This window comes from Streptomyces sp. NPDC002104, assembly GCF_053593795.1.
Genome location: NZ_JBSFDF010000035.1, coordinates 51473 through 73552 on the forward strand (window position 1 = coordinate 51473; position 22080 = coordinate 73552).

The window sequence follows — 22080 nt, forward strand, 5'->3', positions numbered from 1 at the left end:
CGCTGTTACTTCTCCGAACTCCCGGCGGGCCCGCCGAACGCGTCACGGGCCCGGTCCTCGGCCTGGTCGGCGGCCTGCGAGGCGCGCTCCGACGCCTCGTCCTGCTGGCCGGAGGCCTTGGCCCGCTCCGCGAGTTCCCTGGCCTTGTCCTGGAACTGGTCCCTGATGCCCATGTGTCCTCACTCCTGCGGCGGTGGTCGGTAAGGGGAACGCGACCAGTCTCGCCCAGGTGGACATTCCGCGCATTCCGGTCAGCGGCTCTTGCTGCGCTCCTGCTCGTCCGCGGCCCCGCCGGCCCCCACAAGTCCCGTGGAAACACTCGCCAGTCGCGGTTCGAACCGCTTCATCTCGCGCTGTCCGACTGCCGAGATGATCCCGGGCAGGTACCCGCGGACCCCCTGCATGCCCCGCAGCCACCACTGCGCGTACACGTGCGCGGAGCGCCGCTCGATGCCCGCCACGATCCGGTCCACGGCCGGCCCCAGCGGGTAGGTCCGGTTCGACGGCCACGGCAGGCGCTGGCGCAGCTCGCGCATGACCTCGTCCTGGTCGGCGCCGCGCACCATGTCGGTGTCGGTCCAGGACAGGTAGCCGACGCCCACCTTGACCCCCTTGTAGCCGACCTCGGAGCGCAGGCAGTGCGCGAAGGCCTCGACCCCGGACTTGGAGGCGCAGTAGGCCGTCATCATCGGCGCCGGGGTGATCGCCGCGAGGGAGGCGATCTGCAGGAAGTAGCCGCGGCTCTCGGTCAGCACGGGCAGGAAGGCCCGGGCGGTGACGGCGCCGCCGATGAGGTTGACCTCGATGACCCGGCGCCAGGCGTCGGGGTCGGAGTCGGCGAAGGGCCCGCCGGAGGCGACACCGGCGTTGGCGACGACGATGTCCACCTTGCCGAAGCGCTGCTTGACCTCCTGCGCGACCCGGGCCATGGCCTCGTGGTCGGTGACGTCGGCGTACCAGTGGTCGCTGTCGGTGTGCAGCCGCTCGGAGACCTCCTTGAGGGCCTCCGGCTCCAGGCCCACGAGGGCCACCTTCGCGCCGCGGGCGGACAGTTTGCGGGCGAGCAGTTCGCCGACCCCGCGCGCGGCCCCCGTGACGACGGCGACCTGGCCTTCCAGACTCCTACGGGCACTCACGCGGTCTTCTCCTTCGCGGCGGGACGGTCGGTTGCGGAGCGGCTGCCGGCGGAGCCGGCGAGGTACGCACCGGCGAGCTCGCGCACGGCGGCGGTGACGGCCTCCGGGGCCTCGATCGGGCTCATGTGCCCGACCCCGGTCAGTTCGGTGAGGCCCACGCAGTTCGGCAGCGCGGCCGCCAGCCCCCGGGCGTGCACGATCGGCGTCAGCCGGTCGCTCTTGCCGCCGATGACGGCGGTGGGCACGGTCAGCGCGGCCAGCTGCGCGTCGAGGTCCAGCGCGGCCAGCACCCCGGACCAGGCGTGCCGCACCGGGGTGGGACAGGCGTGCACGATCCGCGCGCAGGCCTCGACCTTGTCGGGCGCGGAGCCGGGGCCCATCGTGGCGTACTTGAGCACCTTGCGGGCGACGGGGGTGACGGGCCCGAGCGGGGCCCGGGATCCCAGGACCGCCCCGGTGATGCGGGTCCGCGCGCGGCCGGCCCGCCACGGCAGGACCTGCGACTCCTCGACCAGCCGGCCGCTGCCGGTGCTGCACAGCAGCGCGGCCGCGGCGTGTTCGGCGAACTCCGGCCGGGCGGCGGCCGCCATGACGGTCATCCCGCCCATGGAGTGCCCCGCCACGACCGCCTTCTCACCGGGGGCGAGGGTGGCCCCCAGGACCGCGACCAGGTCGTCGGCGAGGGCGGCGGTGCCGTAGCCGGACACCGGGCCCGCCGGGCTGCGGCCGTGGCCCCGCTGGTCGTAGGCGATGACCCGGTGCCCGGTGGACAGGGCCCTGATCTGCGCGGCCCAGAACGCGGTCGAACAGGTCCAGCCGTGGGCGAGCACGACGGCCGGGGCCCCGTCCTCGCCGTGCACCTCCACGTGCAGGCGCGCACCGTCGGCGGAGGTGGCGACCAGCTCCCGGCGGGCCGCCGGCGGGGCGTAGGGGCCCGCCGTCACGTGCATCAGGCGGCTCACGCGGCGCCCTCCTGCGCGGCTTCGGCCCCACCGGCCGCCGAGGCCCGCTCGCGCTCCCGGACCCGTACGACCTCGTACTCGCCCAGGTCCACGCCCAGGGTCTCCTTGCGGAACTCCCCGGTGGTGCCCGGCCAGACCGTGGTGTTGCGGCCCTGCGCGTCCAGGTACCAGCTGGTGCAGCCGCCGGTGTTCCACACCGTGCGCTCCATGCGGGTCTGGACCTGCCGGTTCCAGGCGTTGACCGCGGACGGCCGGGCGGCGAGGGCGACCTTCCCGCCCAGGACGCCCAGCTGGCGCATGTAGTCCGCCATGTAGTTCAGCTGCGACTCGATCATCAGGATCATCGAGCTGTTCCCGAGCCCGGTGTTCGGGCCGATGATCGTCATCCAGTTCGGGAAGCCCGCCGCGGTGGCCCCGCGCAGGGACTGCATCCCGTCCTTCCAGACCTCCGCGAGGGTCTTGCCGTCCACGCCGACCACCCGGTCGGCGATCGGCATGTCCGTGACGTGGAAGCCGGTGCCGAAGACGATCGCGTCGACCTCGGTCTCGGTCCCGTCGGCCGCCACCAGCACCGACCCCCGGATCTCCTTCAGCCCGGAGGCCACGAGGTCCACGTTGGGCCGGGCCAGCGCCGGGTAGTACTCGCTCGACAGCAGGATCCGCTTGCACCCGATGCGGTACGAGGGCGTCAGCTTGGCCCGCAGCGCGGGGTCCTTGATCGAGCGCGCCATGTTCGCCTTGGCGAGGGACTCGATCAGCCCGAGCTGGTTCGGCCGCTTGGTGAAGGCGCTGACCTGGAGCTCCCGTATCCCCCACAGCAGCCCGCGGCGGGCCGCCCGGGTGAAGGGGAGCTGGCGGTGCAGCCAGCGCTCCACCGAGGTGATCGCCCGGTCGGTGCGCGGCATCACCCACGGCGGCGTGCGCTGGAAGAGGGTGAGCCGCTCCACCTCGGGGGCGATGGCGGGCACGATCTGGATGGCGGAGGCGCCCGTACCGATCATGGCGACGCGCTTGCCGCGCAGGTCGTAGTCGTGGTCCCAGCGGGCCGAGTGGAAGACCTTGCCGGGGAAGCCGGCCAGTCCGGGTATCTCCGGCATCTTCGGGTCCGACAGCGGCCCGGTGGCGGAGACGACCACGTCGGCGGTGAAGTCCCCGCCCGCGGTCTCGATCTCCCACCGCATCCCGTCCGCGTCCCAGCGCATCATCCGGACCTCGTGGTTCAGCCGGATGTGGCGGCGCAGCCCGAAGGTGTCGGCCACGTGCTCCAGGTACTCCCTGATCGCGGGCTGCCCCGAGAAGGTGCGGGGCCAGTCGGGATTGGGGGCGAAGGAGAACGAATACAGATGGGAGGGCACGTCGCAGGCGCACCCGGGGTAGTTGTTGTCCCGCCAGGTGCCGCCGACCGAGTCGGCGCGCTCCAGGACGACGAAGTCCGTGATCCCCTCGCGCCGCAGCCGCACCGCGGCGCCCAGCCCGCCGAACCCGGACCCGATCACCGCCACGCGTACGTGCTCGCGCCCGTCCATGCCACCGCCCATGCCAGCCACCTTCGGATGCCGATGCCAACGCCCATTCCGATGCTGCCAGCAATCACTGGCACAATCGGGAGACTAGAGCAGCTCCGTACTCATGGGTAGGGGTCGGGCCGGGAAAGTTACCGCGAGTACGCCCTAGGCTGCACCCGTGCCCCACGAAGCAAGGACCACAGTGCGCGAATACCGCACGGAAGAGCTGGCCGAGGCCGCCGGCATACCCGTACGCACCCTGCGCTTCTACCGTGAGCGCAAACTCCTGCCGCCACCTCGGCGCGAGGGCCGCATCGCCTGGTACGACGACGGCCACCTCTCCCGGCTGCGCACCATCGCCGCCCTGCTGGAGCGCGGCCACACCCTCGGCGGGATAGCCGAGCTGACCGTCGCCTTCGAGAACGGCCGCGACGTGGGCCAGCTGGGTGAGCTGCTCGGCATCGGCTGGTCGGAGGAGACCCCGGTCCGGCTCACGCCCGAGGCCCTCGCCGACTACTTCGAGGGCGAGGTCACCCCGGAGAACCTGGCGGCCTCGCTCGACCTCGGCTACCTCGCCACCGACGGCGAGGAGATCGTCCACGTCAGCCGCCGGCTCCTGGACGTCTCCTCGGCCCTGGTCCGCGAGGGAGTACCGCTCTCGGCCGTCCTGGAGACGGGCCGCCTGGTCCGCGAGCACGCGGACGCGATGGCGGCCCTGTTCACGGAGCTCATCTCCACGCACATCTCGGCGGAAGCCGTCCCGCGCCTGCGCCCGCTGGCCAAGAGCGTCGTCGAGGCGGAACTCACGATGGCCATGAACCGCCTGCTCCCGCCGGCGGCGCCGGCCCCGGAGCAGACGCCCCAGCCGCCTCAGACGCCGAGCGCGTAGACCACGGTCACCGGCGCGTGGTCGGACCAGCGCTCGGGGTGCGTCTCGGCCCGCTCCACGAACGCCTTGACGGCCTTGGCCGCCAGCCCCGGCGTGGCCACCTGCAGGTCGATCCGCCAGCCGGCGTCGTTGTCGAAGGCCCGCCCGCGGTAGGACCACCAGGAGTACGGCCCCTCGGTGTCCGGGTGCAGGCTGCGCACCACGTCCACGTACCCGGCGGTGTCGTAGACCTGCCCGAGCCACTCGCGCTCCTCGGGCAGGAAGCCGGCGTTCTTCCGGTTGGTCTTCCAGTTCTTGAGGTCTGCCTCCTGGTGGCAGATGTTCCAGTCACCGCACACGACGACCTCGCGCCCGTCCGCGGCCGCCCGCACCTTGAGCGCCTGCAGGTAGGTGAGGAACTCCCCCATGAACCGGTACTTCTCGTCCTGCTTCTCGGTCCCCGCCTCCCCGGAGGGCAGGTAGAGGCTGGCGACGGTCACGCCCGGCAGGTCGATCTCCAGGTACCGCCCGCTGGTGTCGAACTCGTCACTCCCGAAGCCGACCTGCACCCGCTCCGGCTCCCGCCGCGTGTACACCGCGACCCCGGCCCGCCCCTTGGCCGCGGCCGGCGCGAACACGGCGTGCCACCCCTCGGGTGCCCGTACCTCGTCCGGAATCTGCCCCTCCTCGGCCCGCACTTCCTGCAGGCAGACGACATCGGCATCGGACCCGGCGAGCCACGGGGAGAACCCCTTCTTGGCGGCGGCGCGGATTCCGTTCACATTCACAGAGGTCACAGAGAACATCCCTGCACGATAGCCGGAGCGTTCCGTAGGCTGTTCCGATGTCTCAGGAGATCCAGCTCCGCGCCGTGTCGTACGACGACCCGGACGCGGTCAAGCTCAACGACCAAGTGCAGATCGAATACCAGGAGCGCTACGAGGGCGAGGGCGACGAAACCTTCCTCGACCCGGCGATGTTCGCCCCGCCGAGGGGCCTCTACCTCCTCGCCTACGACGCTTCGGGCACACCGGTCGCCAGCGGCGGATGGCGCAGCCACGAGGCGAACGACGAGGGCTACGCCGACGGCGACGCCGAGCTGAAGCGGATGTACGTGATACCGGAGGCCCGCGGCCGGGGCCTGGCCCGCCGCATCCTGGCCGCCCTCGAGGCGGACGCCCGCGCGGCCGGCCGCGTGCGGATGGCCCTGGAGACCGGCGACCAGCAGCCCGAGGCCATCGCCCTCTACCTCTCCGAGGGCTACACGCTGACGGACGCCAAGTTCGGCCACTACCGGTTCCACGACTCCAGCCGCTGCATGACGAAGCCGCTGAACCCGGCGTAACCGGACCGGAGTCGGACGCGGCCGGCGAGCACGCCGCGCGTCCGGCCCGGGCCCGCGTCCACGCCCGCGTCCGGCGGGGAACGCAAAAGATCCCGCCCGGTCTTCCGACCGGACGGGATCTCGTGACGTTCTCGGGAGCAACCCGTGAACTGTCGTTTGTGGACCTGTGGGGATTTGAACCCCAGACCCCCTCGATGCGAACGAGGTGCGCTACCAGACTGCGCCACAGGCCCTTGCGACGTGTGAAACATTAGCATCCCCTCGCGGGTGCTCCAAAACCGGTATCGGGGAGCGTCCGCGCAGGTCATCGATCACTCGTTCGCGGCGCGCGGGCGTTCGTCGCCCTCGTACTGGTCGAACAGGGGCGTACGGGCCGCGTCGCGCGGCCGGGGGCGGGCCGACGGGGCCGACGGGGCCGACGGCTGGGCGCGCAGGCGGGGTTCCGTCGGCTCGGCCGTGCTGGAGCGGGTCGCGCTCCACGGGTCAGGGGTCGCCGGGCCGGTGGCGCGCGGGGCGACCGGGGCCGTCACGTACGTGGGCAGCGGCACCGGGACGGGCTCCCAGCTGTCACCACGGGCGGGTCCGCGCTCGCGCTCGCGCTGCTGGTCCACCCACTCGGCGTGGTCGGTCTGCTCGACCAGGGCGCGCCGGCCGGCCTCCTGCGGGGAGACGGGTGGCGCGGGGTCCGGGTCGGAGCCGGCCGCCGCCTCGGACTCCCGGCGGCGCGGGCGGTTCTCGCGCAGGTGGCGGGCGGCCGCCTCGGCGCGCCGGCGGTCCATGGTGAACTCGTAGCGGCGCCGCTCCTGGACCCGCAGGTGCACGATGTACGAGCTCAGCAGCAGGGCGGGAACGGCCGGGGCCCACAGGTAGTGGAGCCCGCCGACCGCGGCGGCGACCGCGCCGAGGGTGAAGATCAGGAAGAGCAGCGCGGTGGTGCGCCGGCGGCGGGCCAGGACGACGAGCCGCTGTTCGCGGCGGGCCCGCTCCACGCGGTCGGCCCGCTCGGAGGCGGCCGATCTGGGCTCGGCGCGGGTCGGCGGGGGCACGACGAGAGCCCGGGCGTCGGCGGCGTCCACGGATTTCACCGTTTCCGTCGCGGCGTCCGGGTCCGCGGGGGGCTGGGGCTGCGCCTCCTCGTCACCGCGCTCACGCAGTCCCTTGGCGTAACGGCGCTCCATTCCCGCCCGGCCGGAAAGCAGCCGGATGGCGGTGGAGAAGCGTTCCGTCGGACGGGCTTCGTTCAGCTCGTCCTGCCTCCGGAGCCACATGGGCACCAAGTAGGCGGCCCAGGCCCCGACAATGACTGCGTAGATGAGGCCGCTGCTGCTCACACCCCACACCGTAGAGGGGCGCGGCCGGGCGGATCCGCCAATTGGGACGGCGTGTCGCACGATCTCGCTGATATCACGGACTTTTTTTGTGATTTCTCGGATCAGGTTATGGGCGAATCGGTCATTGGACGAAAGAATTCGAACAGATATCGGATTTCTATTGTCCGGGCGGAGTGGGGGGCCCGTACGGATGACGCTCGCGGTGCCAGCGGCGCAGCAGACCCTCGCGCGCCTCCTCCGCCGTCAGCGCGTACACGAGGTGATCGCGCCAGGCCCCGTCGATGTGCAGGTACCGCGGGCGCAGCCCCTCCTCGCGGAAGCCGAGCTTCTCCACCACCCGCCGGCTCGGACCGTTCTCCGGGCGGATGCACACCTCGATCCGGTGCAGCCCGACCTTGGCGAAACAGTGGTCCACGGCCAGCGCGACCGCCGTCGGCATCACCCCGCGGCCCGCCACGTCCCTGTCCACCCAGTAGCCCACGTGGCCCGCGCACATCGAGCCCCAGGTGATCCCGGCGACCGTCAACTGGCCGACCAGTCGGCCCTGGTACTCGATGACGAACGGCAGCATGCGCCCCGCGTTGGCCTCCGCCCGCAGGTGGCGCACCATCTGACGGTAGGTCGGCCGCTGGATCACCGGCCCCCAGGGCGCGGGCGGCGGGATCGTCGCCTCCCAGGGCCGCAGCCAGTCGCGGTTGCGGCGGTTGACCTCGCGCCAGGCGCTCTGGTCCCGCAGCTTTATCGGCCGGAGCGTGACATCGCCGTCCGCCAGCACCACCGGCCAGGAGGGGCCGTTCAGCTCGCGCTCCCCGGCGGTCTGCCCTCGGGGCGAGGGTGGTCGCCGCCGCGGATCTGGTCGACGGCGTGCAGCAGGACGCGGGACAGGACCGCGATCCCGTCGCGGACCCCGCCGGTGGAACCGGGCAGGTTCACGATCAGGGTGTGTCCGGCCACGCCCGCCAGGCCCCGGGACAGGGCCGCGGTGGGCACCTTCGCCAGGGACTCGGCGCGGATCGCCTGCGGGATGCCCGGGATCTCGTAGTCCAGGACCCGGGCGGTGGCGTCGGGGGTCCGGTCGGTCGGCGAGATGCCGGTGCCTCCGGTGGTCAGGATGACGTCGTACCCGGCGGCCACGCCCTCGCGCAGGGCCGCCTCCACGGGGTCCCCGTCGGGGACCACGCGCGGGCCGTCCACCGCGAAGCCGAGCGCGCCCAGGCCCTCGGCGAGCACCGGGCCGCCCTTGTCGGCGTACACGCCCTGCGAGGCCCGGTTCGAGGCCGTGACCACCAGCGCGCGCAGCGCGGGCGCCGGGGCGGCCACCGGCTGCGCCTGCGGGGCGTGGGCGTGGCTGTGGACCTCGCCGCCGCGCGGGGCGTTCACGAGCGCGCCCAGTCGCCGGACTTGCCGCCCGTCTTCTCCTCGACCCGCACGTCGGTGATGACGGCGCCCTTGTCGACGGCCTTGACCATGTCGATGACGGTCAGCCCGGCGACCGCGACGGCGGTCAGCGCCTCCATCTCGACGCCCGTGCGGTCGGTGGTCTTGACGGTGGCGAGGATCTCGACGGCGTCGTCGGTGACCTTCAGGTCCACCTTCACCCCGGAGACGGCCAGCGGGTGGCACAGCGGGATCAGGTCGGGGGTCTTCTTCGCGCCCATGATCCCGGCGATCCGCGCGGTGGCGAGGGCGTCGCCCTTGGGCACGCCCTCGCCCCGCAGCAGTTCGATGACCCGGGGAGAGACGAGCACGCGCCCGCTGGCCCGCGCCGTCCGGGTGGTGACGTCCTTCGCCGAGACGTCGACCATCCGGGCCGCGCCGGCCTCGTCGATGTGCGTCAGCCTGGTGCCGGCGCCGTCGCCGGCGCTGCTCTGCTGAGGGGTTCCGGGGGTTTCCCCCCGGGAAGTCGCTGCCATATCTGCGTGCCGCTCCCGTCCGGGCCCCGCAAGGGCCTGTGTGGTGCAACACGCTACCCGCATCCGCCGGACCTCAGCCGAGCAGGACCACTTCCAGCTCGGCCCCGGGCTCCACCGAGGTCACGTCCTCCGGTACGACCATCAGCGAGTCGGCGTGCGCCAGCGCGGCGATCAGGTGCGAGCCCGATCCGCCGACCGGGCTGACCGTGCCGGACTCCGCGTCGTACTTGCCGCGCAGGAACTGGCGGCGGCCGGCCGGGGAGCCGATCGCCTTGTCCGCCTCGAGCACCGCGCGCACGCTCGGCCGGCTGACCTCGGAGGCCGGCAGGCCCATGAGGGCGCGGATCGCGGGGCGCACGAACAGCTCGAAGGAGACGTAGGAGGAGACCGGGTTGCCGGGCAGGGCCAGCAGCGGGGTGTGGTCGGGGCCGATGGTGCCGAATCCCTGGGGCTTGCCGGGCTGCATGGCGAGCTTGCGGAAGTCGATGCCGGCGCCGTCGACCTCGTCGTCGCCGGTGGCGACCGCCGTGAGGGCCTCCTTGACCACGTCGTACGCGCCGACGCTGACCCCGCCCGTGGTGACGAGCAGGTCGGCCCGGATGAGCTGGTCCTCGATGGTGGAGCGCAGGGTGTCGGCGTCGTCGGCGACGGCTCCGACCCGGTAGGCGATGGCTCCGGCGTCGCGCGCGGCGGCGGCCAGGGCGAAGCTGTTGGAGTCGTAGATCGTGCCGGGCGCCAGGGCCTCGCCGGGCTGGACCAGCTCGCTGCCGGTGGACAGGACGACCACGCGCGGGCGCGGCCGCACCCGTACGGTGCCCCGCCCGATGGCGGCCAGCAGGGCGATCTGCGGCGGCCCGAGGACGGTGCCCGCGGCGAGCGCGAGGTCCCCGGCCTGGACGTCGCTGCCCCGCGAGCGGACGTGCGCGCGGGCCTCGGCGGCGCGGTGGACCCGTACCTCGCCCGCGGCGCCCTCGGGCGCCTCGCTGGCGGGGGTCATCCCGGAGGCGGCGCCGCCCCCGGTGCCCCCGTCGGTCCACTCGACCGGTACGACGGCTTCCGCGCCGGGGGGCAGCGGGGCGCCGGTCATGATGCGGGCGGCCTGGCCGGGGCCCACGGTCGGCAGCTCGCCGCTGCCGGCCGCCACGTCCCCGATGACCGTCAGCACCGCCGGGAACTCCTCGCTGGCCCCCTGGACGTCGGCGGTCCGGACGGCGTACCCGTCCATCGAGCTGTTGTCGAAGGGCGGCAGGGCGACGGGCACGGTGACGTCCTCGACCAGGACGCAGCCCTGGGCGTCGAGCAGCTGGAGCTCGATGGGCTCCAGCGGCCGGACCGTACCGAGGACGTCCGCCAGGTGCTCGTCCACCGACCAGAGGCGCTGGGAGCCTGTGTCCTGCGGTGCGTCGGGCTTGCTCAAGGTCCTACATCTCCTCCGTGACGTAATGGTGAAGCCAGGTGCGGAACTCCGGGCCCAGGTCCTCACGCTCGCACGCGAGTCGGACGATGGCCCGCAGGTAGTCCCCGCGGTCCCCGGTGTCGTAGCGGCGGCCCCGGAAGACCACGCCGTGCACCGGGCCCCCGACGGTCTCGTCGGCGGCCAGCTTCTGCAGGGCGTCGGTCAGCTGGATCTCATTGCCGCGGCCCGGCTCGGTCTCCCGCAGTATGCCGAAGATCGCCGGATCGAGTACGTATCGTCCGATGACCGCGTAATTGCTGGGTGCGTCCGCGGCGTCCGGCTTCTCCACGAGACCGGTGATGCGGACCACGTCCGCCGCGCCGGTGGGCTCGACCGCGGCGCAGCCGTAGAGGTGCACCTGGGAGGGGTCGACCTCCATGAGCGCGACGACGGTGCCGCCTTCGCTCTGCTGGATCTCCGTCATCCGGCGCAGCAGCGGGTCGCGGGGGTCGATGAGGTCGTCGCCGAGGAGGACGGCGAAGGGCTCGTCGCCGACGTGCGGCTCGGCGCACAGCACGGCGTGGCCCAGGCCCCGGGGGTCGCCCTGGCGGACGTAGTGCATGGTGGCCAGGTCGCTGGACTCCTGGACCTTCTTGAGCCGGTCGTCGTCGCCCTTGGCGATGAGCGCCGACTCCAGCTCGTAGTTGCGGTCGAAGTGGTCTTCGAGGGCGCGCTTGTTACGGCCCGTGATCATGAGGATGTCGTCGAGTCCGGCCGACACGGCCTCCTCGACGACGTACTGGATGGCCGGCTTGTCCACCACGGGAAGCATTTCCTTGGGCGTCGCCTTGGTTGCGGGAAGGAACCGAGTGCCGAGGCCCGCGGCCGGGATGACGGCCTTTTTGATCACGGGGTGCAACTGAGTCATGAGCGGAACGATAGTGCCTCGCGATGAGACCCATGTGAGCTTCAGATGAACATGATCAGATTTACCCGGACAGAAGGGGATACGAGCCAGCCATGACACAGAACCAGCCTTCGAGGGCCAAGTCGGACCTGCGCCGGGAACTCCTCGCGGCCCGCCGGGCCTTGTCCGCCGAGACCCTGCGCACGGCGGCCGGCGCCCTCTCCCGCACCGCCCTGCACCTGCCCGAACTGAGCTCCGCCCACACCGTGGCCGCCTACGTCTCCGTCGGCTCCGAACCCGGCACCCACGAGCTGCTCGACGCCCTGCGGGCGGCCGGTGTCCGCGTGCTGCTGCCCGTCCTGCTGCCCGACAACGACCTCGACTGGGCGGCGTACGAAGGGCCCGAGAGCCTGGCCGAGGCCGCGCACCCGGGGAAGATGCGGCTGCTGGAGCCCGCCGGGCCCCGCCTCGGGCCGGACGCGGTGACCGGCGCCGACGCCGTGCTGCTGCCCGGACTGGCCGTGGACCGGCGGGGGATGCGGCTCGGGCGGGGCGGAGGCTCGTACGACCGGGTGCTGGAGCGGCTGGAGCGCGCGGGGGCGCATCCCGCGCTGGTCGTGCTCCTCTACGACGACGAGGTGGTCGCGCGGGTCCCGGAGGAACCGCACGACCACCCCGTTCAGGCGGTCGCCACCCCGTCGGGGGCGCTCCGCTTCAGCTCATGAACCGTCCGGCTGGAGGGTCAGGGTGTCGACCGCGGCCTTGTCCACGGCTTCCTTCCCGAAGGGCCAGTCGAGCAGTTCGCCCTTGGCCCACAGCGAGGTCTGGTCCGTGTAGTGGTCGTTGTACGCGTGCCCCGAGGCGCCCGTCAGGTTGATCCAGCGGGACTTGTCGAAGTCGGCGAGGTTCACGACCATCCGCATCGACGGCACCCAGGTGACCCCGTACCCGCTGGAGGCGTTCCAGCCGGTCGCGTTGACGGTGGCCTCGCCGCCGCCCAGGTTCCAGGGGCCGCGGTTGAGGAGCCACTGGAGGTAGCCGGGGCCCTCGGTGCCGATCGTCTGGTTCTTCAGCATCAGCTGGTGCATGCGGCCCCAGCTCCAGGTCGACTGGTCCTTGCCGAGCTTGGCGGTCAGCTCCCAGCGGGCGTCCTTCATGGCCCGCGCGAAGAGCTGGTCGCGGGTGGTGGTGGCGGCCACGGTGCGGCCGACGGCGGGCGACTGCCACCAGGCCGAGTCCTCGTCCTTGACGAGCCGGCGGACCACCTCGAACCAGCGGTCACCGCCGTCCGGCTGCGCCGAGTCGGAGGCGCGCTCACCGCATTCGCGGACCATCTTCACGAGGTCGTCCGCCGGGCCGGTCGTCGACTCGGGGACGTTCATGCAGCTGCCCTCGACCCGCAGCTCCTTGGGCAGCTTGTCGCCGAAGGCCAGCTTGAGGATGTTGCGCCAGACCGCGTTGAAGTACGCGGCGGCCGCCGAGTCGGGCTCCTGGGTGTAGTTCCAGCCCTCCAGCAGCTTCTGCGCGGAGCGGACGTCCGGGTCCGAGACGTCGATCTTGGCCAGCATCGGGGTCAGCAGTGCGGCGATCTCGCTGCTGTTGTCCATCTGCATGCTGCGCATGTCGTCGGTGGAGATCTTCCCGCTGTCCTTGATCTTCGCCTCGATGAGGTCGTTGATCCGCTGGCTGCGGGCGCCGTAGCCCCAGTCGGTGGTCAGCACGTACGGGTACTTGCCCTGGCCGGTCTCGGTGACGGCCTGGTTCGCGGTCACGATGAACCCGCGGTCCGGGTTGAGCGCCCACGGCATCTCGTCCTGCGGGACGTAGCCGGTGTTGCCGTCCTTGCCGCCCTTCCAGGCGTACTTGGAGTCCCAGCCGGGGGCGGGCATCCTGCCGTCCCCGGTGGTGCGCATCGGGATGCGGCCGGGGGCCTGGTAGCCGATGTTGCCGTTGGCGCCCTTGTTGTCCGCGTAGATCAGGTTCTGCGAGGGGACCTCGAAGTCGCGGGCCGCGGTGCGGAACTCCTGGAAGTTCTTGGCCCGGTTGAGCTTGAAGACCGCGTCCATCGACTTGCCCGGGTCCAGCGCGGTCCAGCGCAGGGAGACCCCGTAGCCGTTGCCGCGGTCGGGGGCGGCGCTGCTCACGGGGGCGCGGGCGCCGACCGTGGCGATCTCGTCGCTGCGGTCGGAGATCAGCGGGCCGTTGTTGGTGGACCGGACGGTGATCTTCTTCTCACCGCCGCCGGCGATCTTGATGACCTCTTCGCGGGTGGTGAAGGGGAGCACCTTGTTGTCGTAGACGTAGCCCTCGGGCTTGACCTGCTCCAGGTAGAGGTCGGTCACGTCGGCGCCGAGGTTGGTCATGCCCCAGGCGATGTCGGCGTTGTGGCCGATGACCACGCCCGGCATGCCGGAGAAGGTGTAGCCGGCCACGTCGTACTGGCAGGAGGGCGAGGCCGCCCGGCAGTGCAGGCCCATCTGGTACCAGACCGAGGGCAGCTGCGGGGCCAGGTGCGGGTCGTTCGCGAGCAGCGGCTTGCCGGTGGTCGTGTACTTGCCGGCGACGACCCAGGAGTTCGAGCCGATGCCGCTGCCGGCCGGGCCGAGGATCGCGGGGATGGTGTCGAGGGTGCTCGCCAGCGCGCTCATCGAGGTGCGCAGGCCCACGGTCGCGCCCTGGGCGGTGGCGTTGCCGGCCAGGCCGGTCTCATCGGTGGTGCCGGTGGAGACCCGGGAGCCGCTCGTGGAACCCTGGGAGCCGCTCGTGGAACCCTGGGAGCCGTTCGTGGAGCCCTGGCCGCCGGAGCTCACCGGGCTGCCGGAGCCGGGACCGGGCGCGGGGGCGTACTTCCCGCCCTTGACGGTGCCGCCCTCGACGATCGGACGGTTCCGGTCGAAGGGGTACGGCGGGTAGAGGTCGTTGATCTGCGCCTGCGAGAGCTTGCCCGTCATCAGCGCGCGGTCGATCTCGTCCTGCATGTTGCCGCGCAGGTCCCAGGCCATCGCCTTGAGCCAGGCCACCGAGTCGACCGGGGTCCACTGCTCGGGCTTGTAGTCGGCGCTGAGCTTGAGGGCGGCGTGCTCGACGGAGAGGTCCTTGCCGGACTTGTCCTTGAGGTACGCGTTGACCCCGTCGGCGTAGGCCTGCAGGTACTTCTTGGTGTCGGGCGACAGCTTGGTGTCGTACTCCTGCTGCGCGACCTGGCGCCAGCCGAGGGTGCGCAGGAAGGCGTCCGTCTCGACCTGGCCGGAGCCGAACATCTCGGAGAGCCGCCCGGAGGTCATGTGGCGGCGTACGTCCATCTCCCAGAACCGGTCCTGCGCGTGCACGAAGCCCTGCGCGCGGAAGAGGTCCTCGTCGGAGTCGGCGTACAGCTGGGGAATTCCGTTGGCGTCGCGCTTGACGTCGACCGTGCCGGCCAGGCCGGGCACCTTCAGGGAGCCGGTGGTCTGCGGGAACGAGGCCCGCACGCTGTCCACGCTCCAGTACGCCCCGTACCCGAGGCCAGCGAAGAGCGCCAGGACCAGGACGAGCACGATCAGACGGGCGCGTCGTCCCTTCTTCTTGACGGAAGGGGCGGTTTCGTTGGCGGGCATCGCTGTCCTTAGAGGGGCAGGGTGGTCCTGGGAGTGCTGGGAGCAACCATAGGCGCAGGACCGGGTGCGTTGATCCGCCAGGGGTCGAGGTCATGACGACAGGTCATGAGGACAGAGCCCCTCAGGCGTTTCACAATGTGGCTATCGAGTAAAGGGCGCGTCAAAGATTAGGTAAGGTAACGAAGTACTTGCCGTCCGTGCCCCTGCCGGAACGATCCGTCTCCCGACGTCCCCCGTTCCGTCATCGTCAGGCACGTCGAGGAAAGGGCCGCCCGCTGACTGTCCACACGCTCAATGAGCTCCTGCTGGTCTGCTCGCTCGTGCTGCTCGTCGCCGTTGCGGCGGTGCGCGTCTCTTCGCGCAGCGGACTCCCCAGCCTGCTCATCTACCTCGGCATAGGTGTCGCGATAGGCCAGGACGGCATCGGCAACGTCGTGTTCGACAACGCCGAGCTGACCCAGGTGATCGGCTACGCCGCGCTCGTGGTGATCCTCGCCGAGGGTGGTCTGGGCACCAAGTGGAAAGAGATCAAGCCGGCCCTGCCGGCCGCGATCGTGCTGTCGCTGGTCGGCGTCGCCGTCAGCGTGAGCGTGACCGCGGCGGGCGCGCACTACCTGGTCGGACTCGAATGGCGGCAAGCGCTGCTGATCGGTGCGGTCGTCTCCTCGACCGACGCGGCGGCCGTCTTCTCGGTCCTGCGCAAGGTCCCGCTCCCGTCCCGGGTGACGGGTGTGCTGGAGGCCGAGTCCGGCTTCAACGACGCCCCCGTCGTCATCCTGGTCGTGGCCTTCGCGACCGTCGGGCCGGTCGACCAGTGGTACGTCCTCATAGGCAAGATCGCGCTGGAGCTGGCGATCGGCGTCGCGATCGGCCTGACGGTGGGATTCCTGGGTTCGTACGGGCTGCGGCACGTGGCGCTGCCCGCCTCGGGCCTCTACCCGATCGCCGTGATGGCCATCGCGATCACCGCGTACGCGGCCGGCGCGATGGCGCACGGCTCCGGCTTCCTCGCGGTGTACCTGGCGGCGATGGTGCTCGGGAACGCGAAGCTCCCGCACTGGCCGGCCACCCGGGGGTTCGCGGACGGGCTCGGCTGGATCGCCCAGATCGGCATGTTCGTCCTGCTCGGTCTGCTGGTCACCCCGCACGAGCTGGTCAACGACTTCTGGCCGGCGGTGATCATCGGGCTGGTGCTGACGATGGTGGCCCGGCCGCTGGAGGTCTTCGTCTCCCTGCTGCCCTTCCGGCTGCCCTGGCAGGAGCAGGCGCTCATGTCCTGGGCGGGCCTGCGCGGGGCCGTGCCCATCATCCTGGCGACCATCCCCATGGTGTCCGGGATCGAGGGCAGCGAGCGGGTCTTCAACATCGTCTTCGTCCTGGTCGTCGTCTACACCCTGGTCCAGGGTCCGACGCTGCCCTGGCTCGCGCGCAAGCTGAAGCTGGGCAACAGCGAGGAGACCGCCTCCGACCTCGGGATCGAGTCGGCGCCGCTGGAGAAGCTGCGCGGGCACCTGCTGTCCTTCGCGATCCCGCCCGCCTCGCGGATGCACGGGGTCGAGGTGAGCGAGCTGCGGCTGCCGCCGGGGGCTTCCGTGACGCTGGTCGTACGGGACGCGCGCAGCTTCGTACCGGCGCCGTCGACCGTGCTGCGGCGCGGGGACGAGCTGCTGGTGGTGGCCACGGACCCGGTACGGGACGCGGCCGAGGCGCGGCTGCGCGCGGTGGCCCGGGGCGGAAAGCTGGCGGGCTGGCTGGGGACCGGCGGGGACTAGAGCAGGGGTGGAGCAGGGGGTGGAGCAGGGGGTGGAGCAGGGGCCGTAGCAGGGGTTAGAGCGGCGCTCTAATTCGGTATTTTCAAGGCCTTCTGTCCGCATTCACCCCTGTTTAGACGGGGCTTGAATGCGAAGTTCCAGTTAATCGCAGGTGAAGACACGCCCTGTAGCCCGAATCACAGGGCGTATCGGCCGATCTGCCTGTACGATTAAGGAACAACACATCGAACCAACTCTGCCTGACGCAGAGCTGGCGCGACCGCAAAGCGGCCGCGGCTCCCTCCCGCAGTGGGCGCCCAGGTATCACTCGGTTTTGCGCAAGAGGACAGCTCTCGGGGCTCCCACATGTACGGGTGCGATCGCTCACAAGGCGGCGCATCGTCCGCAGACGGGGAGTTCTACCAGGCAGCGGAAAGGCCAGGCCGTGACATCCGCGGTCACGACCGACAAGTCCGCCAAGTCCACCCGACCCGGCTACGGGCAGCTCCTGCGCACGCCCGGCGCCCTCGGCTTCGTTCTCCCGGGATTCGCCGCGCGACTCCCCTTCGGCATGCTGACGATCAGCATCCTGCTGCTGGTCCAGCACACCACCGGTTCCTACGGAAGCGCCGGCATCGTCGCCGCCTTCACCGGTATCTCCATGGCCGTGTTCGCCCCGGTCATGGGCAAGCTCATCGACCGCCACGGCCAGAGCGCCGTGCTGGTCCCGGTGGCCCTCGTCCACGCCACCGCCGTCAGCTCCCTGGTGGCGTTCGCGCTGCTGGGTGCGCCCGTCTGGGCGCTCGCACTGGCGGCCGTCCCCGCCGGTGCATCCGTCCCGCAGGTCGGACCCATGGTCCGGTCCCGCTGGGCGGCCAAGCTCGAAGGCTCCCCGCTGCTGCCCACGGCCGCCGCGTTCGAGTCCGTCACCGACGAGTTCACCTTCGTCGTCGGCCCGGTGCTCGCCACCGCGCTGTGCACCGGCATCAACCCGGCGGCCGGTCTGGTCACCGAGGCCGCGCTGACCCTGATCGGCGGCCTGCTCTTCGCCGCGCAGCGCGGCACGCAGCCCAAGCCCGTCGCCCGTCCGGCGCACGGTGAGAAGCACGCTCCGGCCCTGTCGTTCCACGGCCTGCGCGTCCTGATCGTCGCCTTCATCGGCATCGGCGCCGTCTTCGGCGGCATGCAGGTCTCGCTCGCCGCCTTCTCCGAGGAGATCGGCAACCCGGGCGCCAACGGTCTGCTCTACGGTGTCTTCGCCGCGGGCAACATGATCGCCGGCATCGCCTGCGGCGCCATCGCCTGGAAGATCGGCCCGCGCCGCCGCCTGATCCTCGGCTACATCGGCCTCACCGCGGCCGCCTCGGTCCTGTGGGCCGCGAACTCGATGATCCTGCTGGGCGCGCTGGGCCTGGTCGTCGGTCTGTGCATCGCCCCGGCGCTGATCACCGGCTACACCATGATCGAGCAGCTGGTCCCGGCCACCTCGCGGACCGAGGCCTTCACCTGGCTCACCGGCGGCGTCGCCTTCGGGCAGGCCGGCGCCGTGACCCTGGCCGGCCGTCTGACGGACGCGCACGGGTCCTCGTACGGGTTCCTCGTGCCGATGGTGGCCACCGCCCTGGCTCTGGCCATCCTGCTGGTCCTGCGTGCGAAGCTGGCCCCGAAGGCCCCGAGCCGGATCGTCAGCTCGTCCAAGCCGACCGCCCAGACCGCTCAGACCACCTCCGCGGCGCCCGCCGCGGGTGTGAACGAGCGTGGTCTGGGTCACCGCGTGCCGGTGACGGTGGACTGATCCGCCGGAATACGTCACCATGGAGCGTCGTTAGCACTCATTGAGTGAGAGTGCCAGGAGGAAATTCGTGCCGACCTACCAGTACCAGTGCACCGAGTGCGGTGAGGGCCTTGAGGCCGTGCAGAAGTTCACCGATGACGCACTGACCGTGTGCCCGAGCTGTGACGGACGCCTGAAGAAGGTGTTCTCCGCGGTCGGCATCGTCTTCAAGGGCTCCGGTTTCTACCGGAACGACAGCCGTGGCGCTTCGTCGAGCAGCACGCCTGCCTCGAAGCCCGCGACGGCCACCGGTGGGACTGCCGCCACCCCGGCCGCGTCCTCGTCCTCGACGGCGTCTTCGTCCTCGACCTCGACCTCCTCGTCGTCGTCGAGCACGTCCGCCGCCTGACGCGCTCCAAGGCTCCAGCAGCCGACACAGCTTCATCCGAGGCCCTGCCCGTCCCCACCGACGGCGGGGCCTTCGGCATGCCCCGTTAGGGTGGCCGCATGGCGAATGCAGAGATCGGTGTCATCGGCGGATCGGGCTTCTACTCCTTCCTGGAGGACGTCACGGAGGTCCAGGTGGAGACGCCTTACGGACCCCCGAGCGACTCCCTCTACCTCGGCGAGCTCGCCGGCCGGACCGTGGCCTTCGTGCCCCGGCACGGCCGCAGCCACACCGTCCCCCCGAACAAGATCAACTACCGGGCCAACCTGTGGGCCCTGCGTTCCGTGGGCGTCCGCCAGGTCCTCGGCCCCTGCGCCGTCGGCGGCCTGCGCTCCGAGTACGGCCCGGGCACCCTCCTCGTCCCCGACCAGCTGGTCGACCGTACGAAGTCCCGCGCCCAGACCTTCTTCGACGGTGAGCCGCTCCCCGACGGCTCGGTCCCCAACGTCGTGCACACCACCTTCGCCGACCCCTACTGCCCGGTCGGCCGCTCGGTGGCACTGGCGGCGGCGCGCGGCCGCGACTGGGAGCCGGTCGACGGCGGCACCATGGTCGTCATCGAGGGGCCCCGCTTCTCGACCCGCGCCGAATCGCAGTGGCACGCGGCGGCCGGCTGGTCGGTGGTCGGCATGACGGGCCACCCCGAGGCGGTCCTCGCACGCGAGCTGGGGCTCTGCTACACCTCGATCGCGCTGGTCACGGACCTGGACGCGGGCGCGGAGACGGGCGACGGGGTCTCCCACACCGAGGTCCTCAAGGTGTTCGGCGAGAACGTCGGCCGCCTGCGCGAGGTCCTCTTCGACGCGGTGGCCGCCCTGCCCCCGACGGAGACCCGCGCCTGCCTGTGCACCCACGCCCACGACGGCTGGGACCTGGGCATCGAGCTGCCGTAGTCGACGGCGCCGGTGTGCACGCCCGCCCCGTCCGGCGCCTTCGCGGCGCCGGACGGGGCGGTTTCGGTTCGCGGGCCTGCCGCTAGCGCACGGTGAACCGGGTCTTGATCACCTTGCCGTTGACCAGCACCTCGGAGGCCATGATCGAGGTGGTGGCCGGGTCCTTCACGGTGAAGTTCAGCGCGAACGTGCCGTCCAGACCGATCATCCTGGTGACACAGGCGTCGGAGGTCTTCGACCCGTCCGCCTTGCGGCCGCTCACCACGACCGTCGCCACCGGGGCGAAGCTGCGCCCGGTGACCTGCACGACGGTGCCCACGGGACCGCTGTCGGGAGACAGGGCGTAGGAGGGCGCGGGCGGCGGCGGTGTGCCGCCGACGGTGAACCGGGCCAGTGCCTTCTTGCCGTTCACGAGCCACTCCCGCGCCTGGAGGGCGACGGTGGTGGGGTCGTTGACCGTGAAGGTCTGGGAGAAACTGCCGTCGAGGCCGACCACCTTGGTCTTGTAACCGTCCCCGGTCTTGGCTCCGTCCGCCTTCAGCCCGTCGATCTGGACGGTGCTGACCGGGGCGAACCCCTGGCCCACGACGGTGACCTTCGTTCCGGTCGGGCCGGTGGACGGGGAGAGCGTGATGTACGTCTTCGCCACCGTGAGCGGGGCCGTGACGTGCAGGCCGCCGGAGGTCACCTGCACCTGGTAGGCCCCCTCGCCCGCCGAGGAGGCGAGCGTGACCGTACCGGAGAGGGCCCCGGAAGCGCTGACGCCCAGCTTCGCCGTCGCGATCTTCGCCGGGTCGCAGCCGGTGCCGTCCGCCGCGCACAGGGCGGCCGAGGCGGCGGCGCCGGCGGGCCAGCCGGTGCCCGAGAGGGAGACCGTGGCCCCCGGCTTCACCGTGGCCGCGCCGGTGGCGAGGGTGACGGGGCTCGTGGTGACGGTGAAGGGCACGTCGGTCTCGGTGCCGGCCACGGCGCCTTCGTCGGTGTGGATGAAGGCGATGGCCGGGTCACTGATGGTGAACTCGGTGCTGAACGTGCCGTCGGTGGTCGTGCTCGGATAGACCGCCGTGTCGTCGAGCGTGTTGCCCGCGGCGTCCAGCGCGACCACGTTGAGCTGCTGGTCCTGGTGGTAGTTCCTCCCCGACACCGTGATCACGGAGCCGACGGGACCGTGGTCGGGACTCGGGGTCAGCTCGTACGGGCCGGCGGGGACGTACGCCTTCACCTGCAGCGGAGCCTTCGCCTGCCTCGTACCGTCGCTCACCTGGACGGAGTAGGAGCCGTCGGGGAGCGTCCAGGAACTCGCGAGCGCGATGCTGCCGCTCAGTCCGCCCGAGGCGTCGATGGCCAGGCTGCTCGACGCGATCAAGGCCGCGTCGCAGTTGCCGCCCGCCGCGTCGCAGAGGGTCGGGGTCGCCGTGGCGCCCGGGGTCCAGCCGCCGCCGGCCAGGGGTACGGACGTACTCGGCTTCACCGAGCCCGCCGGTGCCGTCACCGTGGCCTCCGTGCTCCCGCCGCCCTGCGCGGTCACCGTCGCCACGGTCCCGCCGCCGGCGGTCACGTCGCAGGGGGTCTGGTAGGTGCCGCCGAAGACCACGGTGGTGGTCCGGGTCCGCAGGGGGGTCAGGTTGACCGCACCCGACGCGGTGGCCGGAAGGAAGAAGTCGCCTTCGAACGGCGGCAGGACGACGGCCTGGCCGCTGGTGTAGTCGAGGTTGACCGTCGGCCCCTGGATGGTGACCGTGCCCGTGGCCCCGCCGGACAGTGCCAGGTCGATCGCCGGGGTGGTCGGGATGTTGCTGAGATTGGTGGTGCTCTTCGCCGGGCTGACGCCGAGGGTGACCTTCGCGTGGACCTTGCCGCCCGGCGGGACGCTCGTGGTGGTCAGGTCGACGGTCATGCTCTGCGGACCGGTGGCCTCGCCCTGCCCGGCGGGCAGGGAACAGTGCACGGTGGGGCTGACGGTGCCGGCCTGGGCCACGGGGGCGAGGGCCAGACCGCCCGCGGCCAGGATCAGGGCGATACCGCCCGTGACCAGCGGCGTGCGCCGCGGCAGTCTTCGGTGCGAGAGCATCCGGTCTCCCTTTGTCGGTGGGGGTGTGGGCTGGTGGGGTGCGGGGTGCGGGGTGTGCGCTGGTGGGGGCGTGGGGTGGTGCGGGCCGGGACCCCGCGCGGGTGCGCGGAGGCCCGGCCCGGTGGTGCGTGGTGCTTGGTGCGTTTGCGGCGGGCCCGGTCGGGCGTGCGCCCGGGGCCCGGCC

20 protein-coding genes and 1 tRNA gene are annotated in these 22080 nt (G+C 71.8%); 7 read left to right on the forward strand and 14 right to left on the reverse strand.

What is annotated here, in order from left to right:
• Positions 1 to 5: 5 nt before the first annotated feature.
• The 4 genes from ACWCP2_RS26145 to ACWCP2_RS26160 all read right to left on the reverse strand — a co-directional run bounded on the left by ACWCP2_RS26145 (position 6) and on the right by ACWCP2_RS26160 (position 3624).
• Complete coding sequence (locus ACWCP2_RS26145) at positions 6 to 173, reverse strand: hypothetical protein (protein WP_450911016.1); 168 nt, start codon at positions 171 to 173, stop codon at positions 6 to 8.
• 78 nt (positions 174 to 251) lie between these two features.
• Positions 252 to 1136, reverse strand: coding sequence for an SDR family oxidoreductase (locus ACWCP2_RS26150; RefSeq protein ID WP_450911017.1), 885 nt, complete (start codon positions 1134 to 1136; stop codon positions 252 to 254).
• The gene (locus ACWCP2_RS26155) at positions 1133 to 2098 is read right to left on the reverse strand and encodes an alpha/beta fold hydrolase (protein WP_450911018.1); all 966 of its coding nucleotides are present in this window, start codon (positions 2096 to 2098) and stop codon (positions 1133 to 1135) included. Before ACWCP2_RS26155 ends, ACWCP2_RS26150 begins: the two co-directional genes overlap by 4 nt.
• Positions 2095 to 3624, reverse strand: a complete 1530-nt coding sequence (locus ACWCP2_RS26160) for a flavin-containing monooxygenase (protein WP_450911054.1) — start codon at positions 3622 to 3624, stop codon at positions 2095 to 2097. Before ACWCP2_RS26160 ends, ACWCP2_RS26155 begins: the two co-directional genes overlap by 4 nt.
• A 157-nt stretch (positions 3625 to 3781) precedes the next feature.
• On the opposite strand from ACWCP2_RS26160, the gene ACWCP2_RS26165 reads away from it, so the two are divergent.
• A complete protein-coding gene (locus ACWCP2_RS26165) occupies positions 3782 to 4492 on the forward strand; it encodes a MerR family transcriptional regulator (protein WP_450911019.1) in 711 nt (236 codons plus the stop codon).
• On the opposite strand, the gene ACWCP2_RS26170 is transcribed toward ACWCP2_RS26165, so the two are convergent.
• Positions 4474 to 5277: an exodeoxyribonuclease III gene (locus ACWCP2_RS26170; protein WP_450911020.1), complete on the reverse strand. Its 804-nt coding sequence runs from the start codon at positions 5275 to 5277 to the stop codon at positions 4474 to 4476. The genes ACWCP2_RS26165 and ACWCP2_RS26170 overlap by 19 nt on opposite strands.
• A gap of 38 nt (positions 5278 to 5315) precedes the next feature.
• On the opposite strand from ACWCP2_RS26170, the gene ACWCP2_RS26175 reads away from it, so the two are divergent.
• Positions 5316 to 5816: a GNAT family N-acetyltransferase gene (locus tag ACWCP2_RS26175; RefSeq protein WP_450911021.1), complete on the forward strand. Its 501-nt coding sequence runs from the start codon at positions 5316 to 5318 to the stop codon at positions 5814 to 5816.
• 159 nt (positions 5817 to 5975) lie between these two features.
• Here ACWCP2_RS26175 and ACWCP2_RS26180 read toward each other — a convergent pair.
• From ACWCP2_RS26180 to galU, 7 genes are all read right to left on the reverse strand, one after another.
• Positions 5976 to 6049, reverse strand: a tRNA-Ala gene (locus ACWCP2_RS26180).
• Positions 6050 to 6127: 78 nt separating this feature from the next.
• Complete coding sequence (gene sepX / locus ACWCP2_RS26185; protein WP_450911022.1) at positions 6128 to 7147, reverse strand: divisome protein SepX/GlpR; 1020 nt, start codon at positions 7145 to 7147, stop codon at positions 6128 to 6130.
• Positions 7148 to 7304: 157 nt separating this feature from the next.
• Positions 7305 to 7925, reverse strand: a complete 621-nt coding sequence (locus ACWCP2_RS26190; protein WP_450911023.1) for a GNAT family N-acetyltransferase — start codon at positions 7923 to 7925, stop codon at positions 7305 to 7307.
• Between the two features lie 17 nt (positions 7926 to 7942).
• Positions 7943 to 8527, reverse strand: a complete 585-nt coding sequence (locus ACWCP2_RS26195; protein WP_450911024.1) for a MogA/MoaB family molybdenum cofactor biosynthesis protein — start codon at positions 8525 to 8527, stop codon at positions 7943 to 7945.
• Positions 8524 to 9060, reverse strand: coding sequence for a cyclic pyranopterin monophosphate synthase MoaC (gene moaC, locus ACWCP2_RS26200; protein ID WP_450911025.1), 537 nt, complete (start codon positions 9058 to 9060; stop codon positions 8524 to 8526). Before moaC ends, ACWCP2_RS26195 begins: the two co-directional genes overlap by 4 nt.
• A gap of 73 nt (positions 9061 to 9133) precedes the next feature.
• Positions 9134 to 10477 carry a molybdotransferase-like divisome protein Glp gene (gene glp / locus ACWCP2_RS26205; RefSeq protein WP_450911026.1) on the reverse strand — a complete coding sequence of 448 codons (1344 nt, stop codon included), beginning with the start codon at positions 10475 to 10477 and terminating at the stop codon, positions 9134 to 9136.
• 4 nt (positions 10478 to 10481) lie between these two features.
• A complete protein-coding gene (galU, locus tag ACWCP2_RS26210) occupies positions 10482 to 11384 on the reverse strand; it encodes a UTP--glucose-1-phosphate uridylyltransferase GalU (protein WP_450911027.1) in 903 nt (300 codons plus the stop codon).
• Positions 11385 to 11476: 92 nt separating this feature from the next.
• Here galU and ACWCP2_RS26215 point away from each other — a divergent pair, with 92 nt between their 5' ends.
• Positions 11477 to 12088 carry a 5-formyltetrahydrofolate cyclo-ligase gene (locus ACWCP2_RS26215; protein ID WP_450911028.1) on the forward strand — a complete coding sequence of 204 codons (612 nt, stop codon included), beginning with the start codon at positions 11477 to 11479 and terminating at the stop codon, positions 12086 to 12088.
• On the opposite strand, the gene ACWCP2_RS26220 is transcribed toward ACWCP2_RS26215, so the two are convergent.
• Positions 12083 to 14959: a penicillin acylase family protein gene (locus ACWCP2_RS26220; protein ID WP_450911029.1), complete on the reverse strand. Its 2877-nt coding sequence runs from the start codon at positions 14957 to 14959 to the stop codon at positions 12083 to 12085. The genes ACWCP2_RS26215 and ACWCP2_RS26220 overlap by 6 nt on opposite strands.
• A gap of 302 nt (positions 14960 to 15261) precedes the next feature.
• Between ACWCP2_RS26220 and ACWCP2_RS26225 the strand changes: the two genes are divergently transcribed.
• The 4 genes from ACWCP2_RS26225 (at position 15262) to ACWCP2_RS26240 (ending at position 19825) form a co-directional block, all read left to right on the forward strand.
• Positions 15262 to 16731, forward strand: a complete 1470-nt coding sequence (locus tag ACWCP2_RS26225; protein WP_450911055.1) for a potassium/proton antiporter — start codon at positions 15262 to 15264, stop codon at positions 16729 to 16731.
• Between the two features lie 424 nt (positions 16732 to 17155).
• Positions 17156 to 18505: an MFS transporter gene (locus ACWCP2_RS26230; RefSeq protein WP_450911030.1), complete on the forward strand. Its 1350-nt coding sequence runs from the start codon at positions 17156 to 17158 to the stop codon at positions 18503 to 18505.
• A 67-nt stretch (positions 18506 to 18572) separates the two neighbouring features.
• Positions 18573 to 18893, forward strand: coding sequence for an FmdB family zinc ribbon protein (locus ACWCP2_RS26235; protein ID WP_450911031.1), 321 nt, complete (start codon positions 18573 to 18575; stop codon positions 18891 to 18893).
• A gap of 98 nt (positions 18894 to 18991) precedes the next feature.
• The gene (locus tag ACWCP2_RS26240) at positions 18992 to 19825 is read left to right on the forward strand and encodes an S-methyl-5'-thioadenosine phosphorylase (RefSeq protein WP_450911032.1); all 834 of its coding nucleotides are present in this window, start codon (positions 18992 to 18994) and stop codon (positions 19823 to 19825) included.
• An 82-nt stretch (positions 19826 to 19907) separates the two neighbouring features.
• On the opposite strand, the gene ACWCP2_RS26245 is transcribed toward ACWCP2_RS26240, so the two are convergent.
• Positions 19908 to 21896, reverse strand: coding sequence for a hypothetical protein (locus tag ACWCP2_RS26245; protein ID WP_450911033.1), 1989 nt, complete (start codon positions 21894 to 21896; stop codon positions 19908 to 19910).
• Between the last annotated feature and the right edge of the window lie 184 nt (positions 21897 to 22080).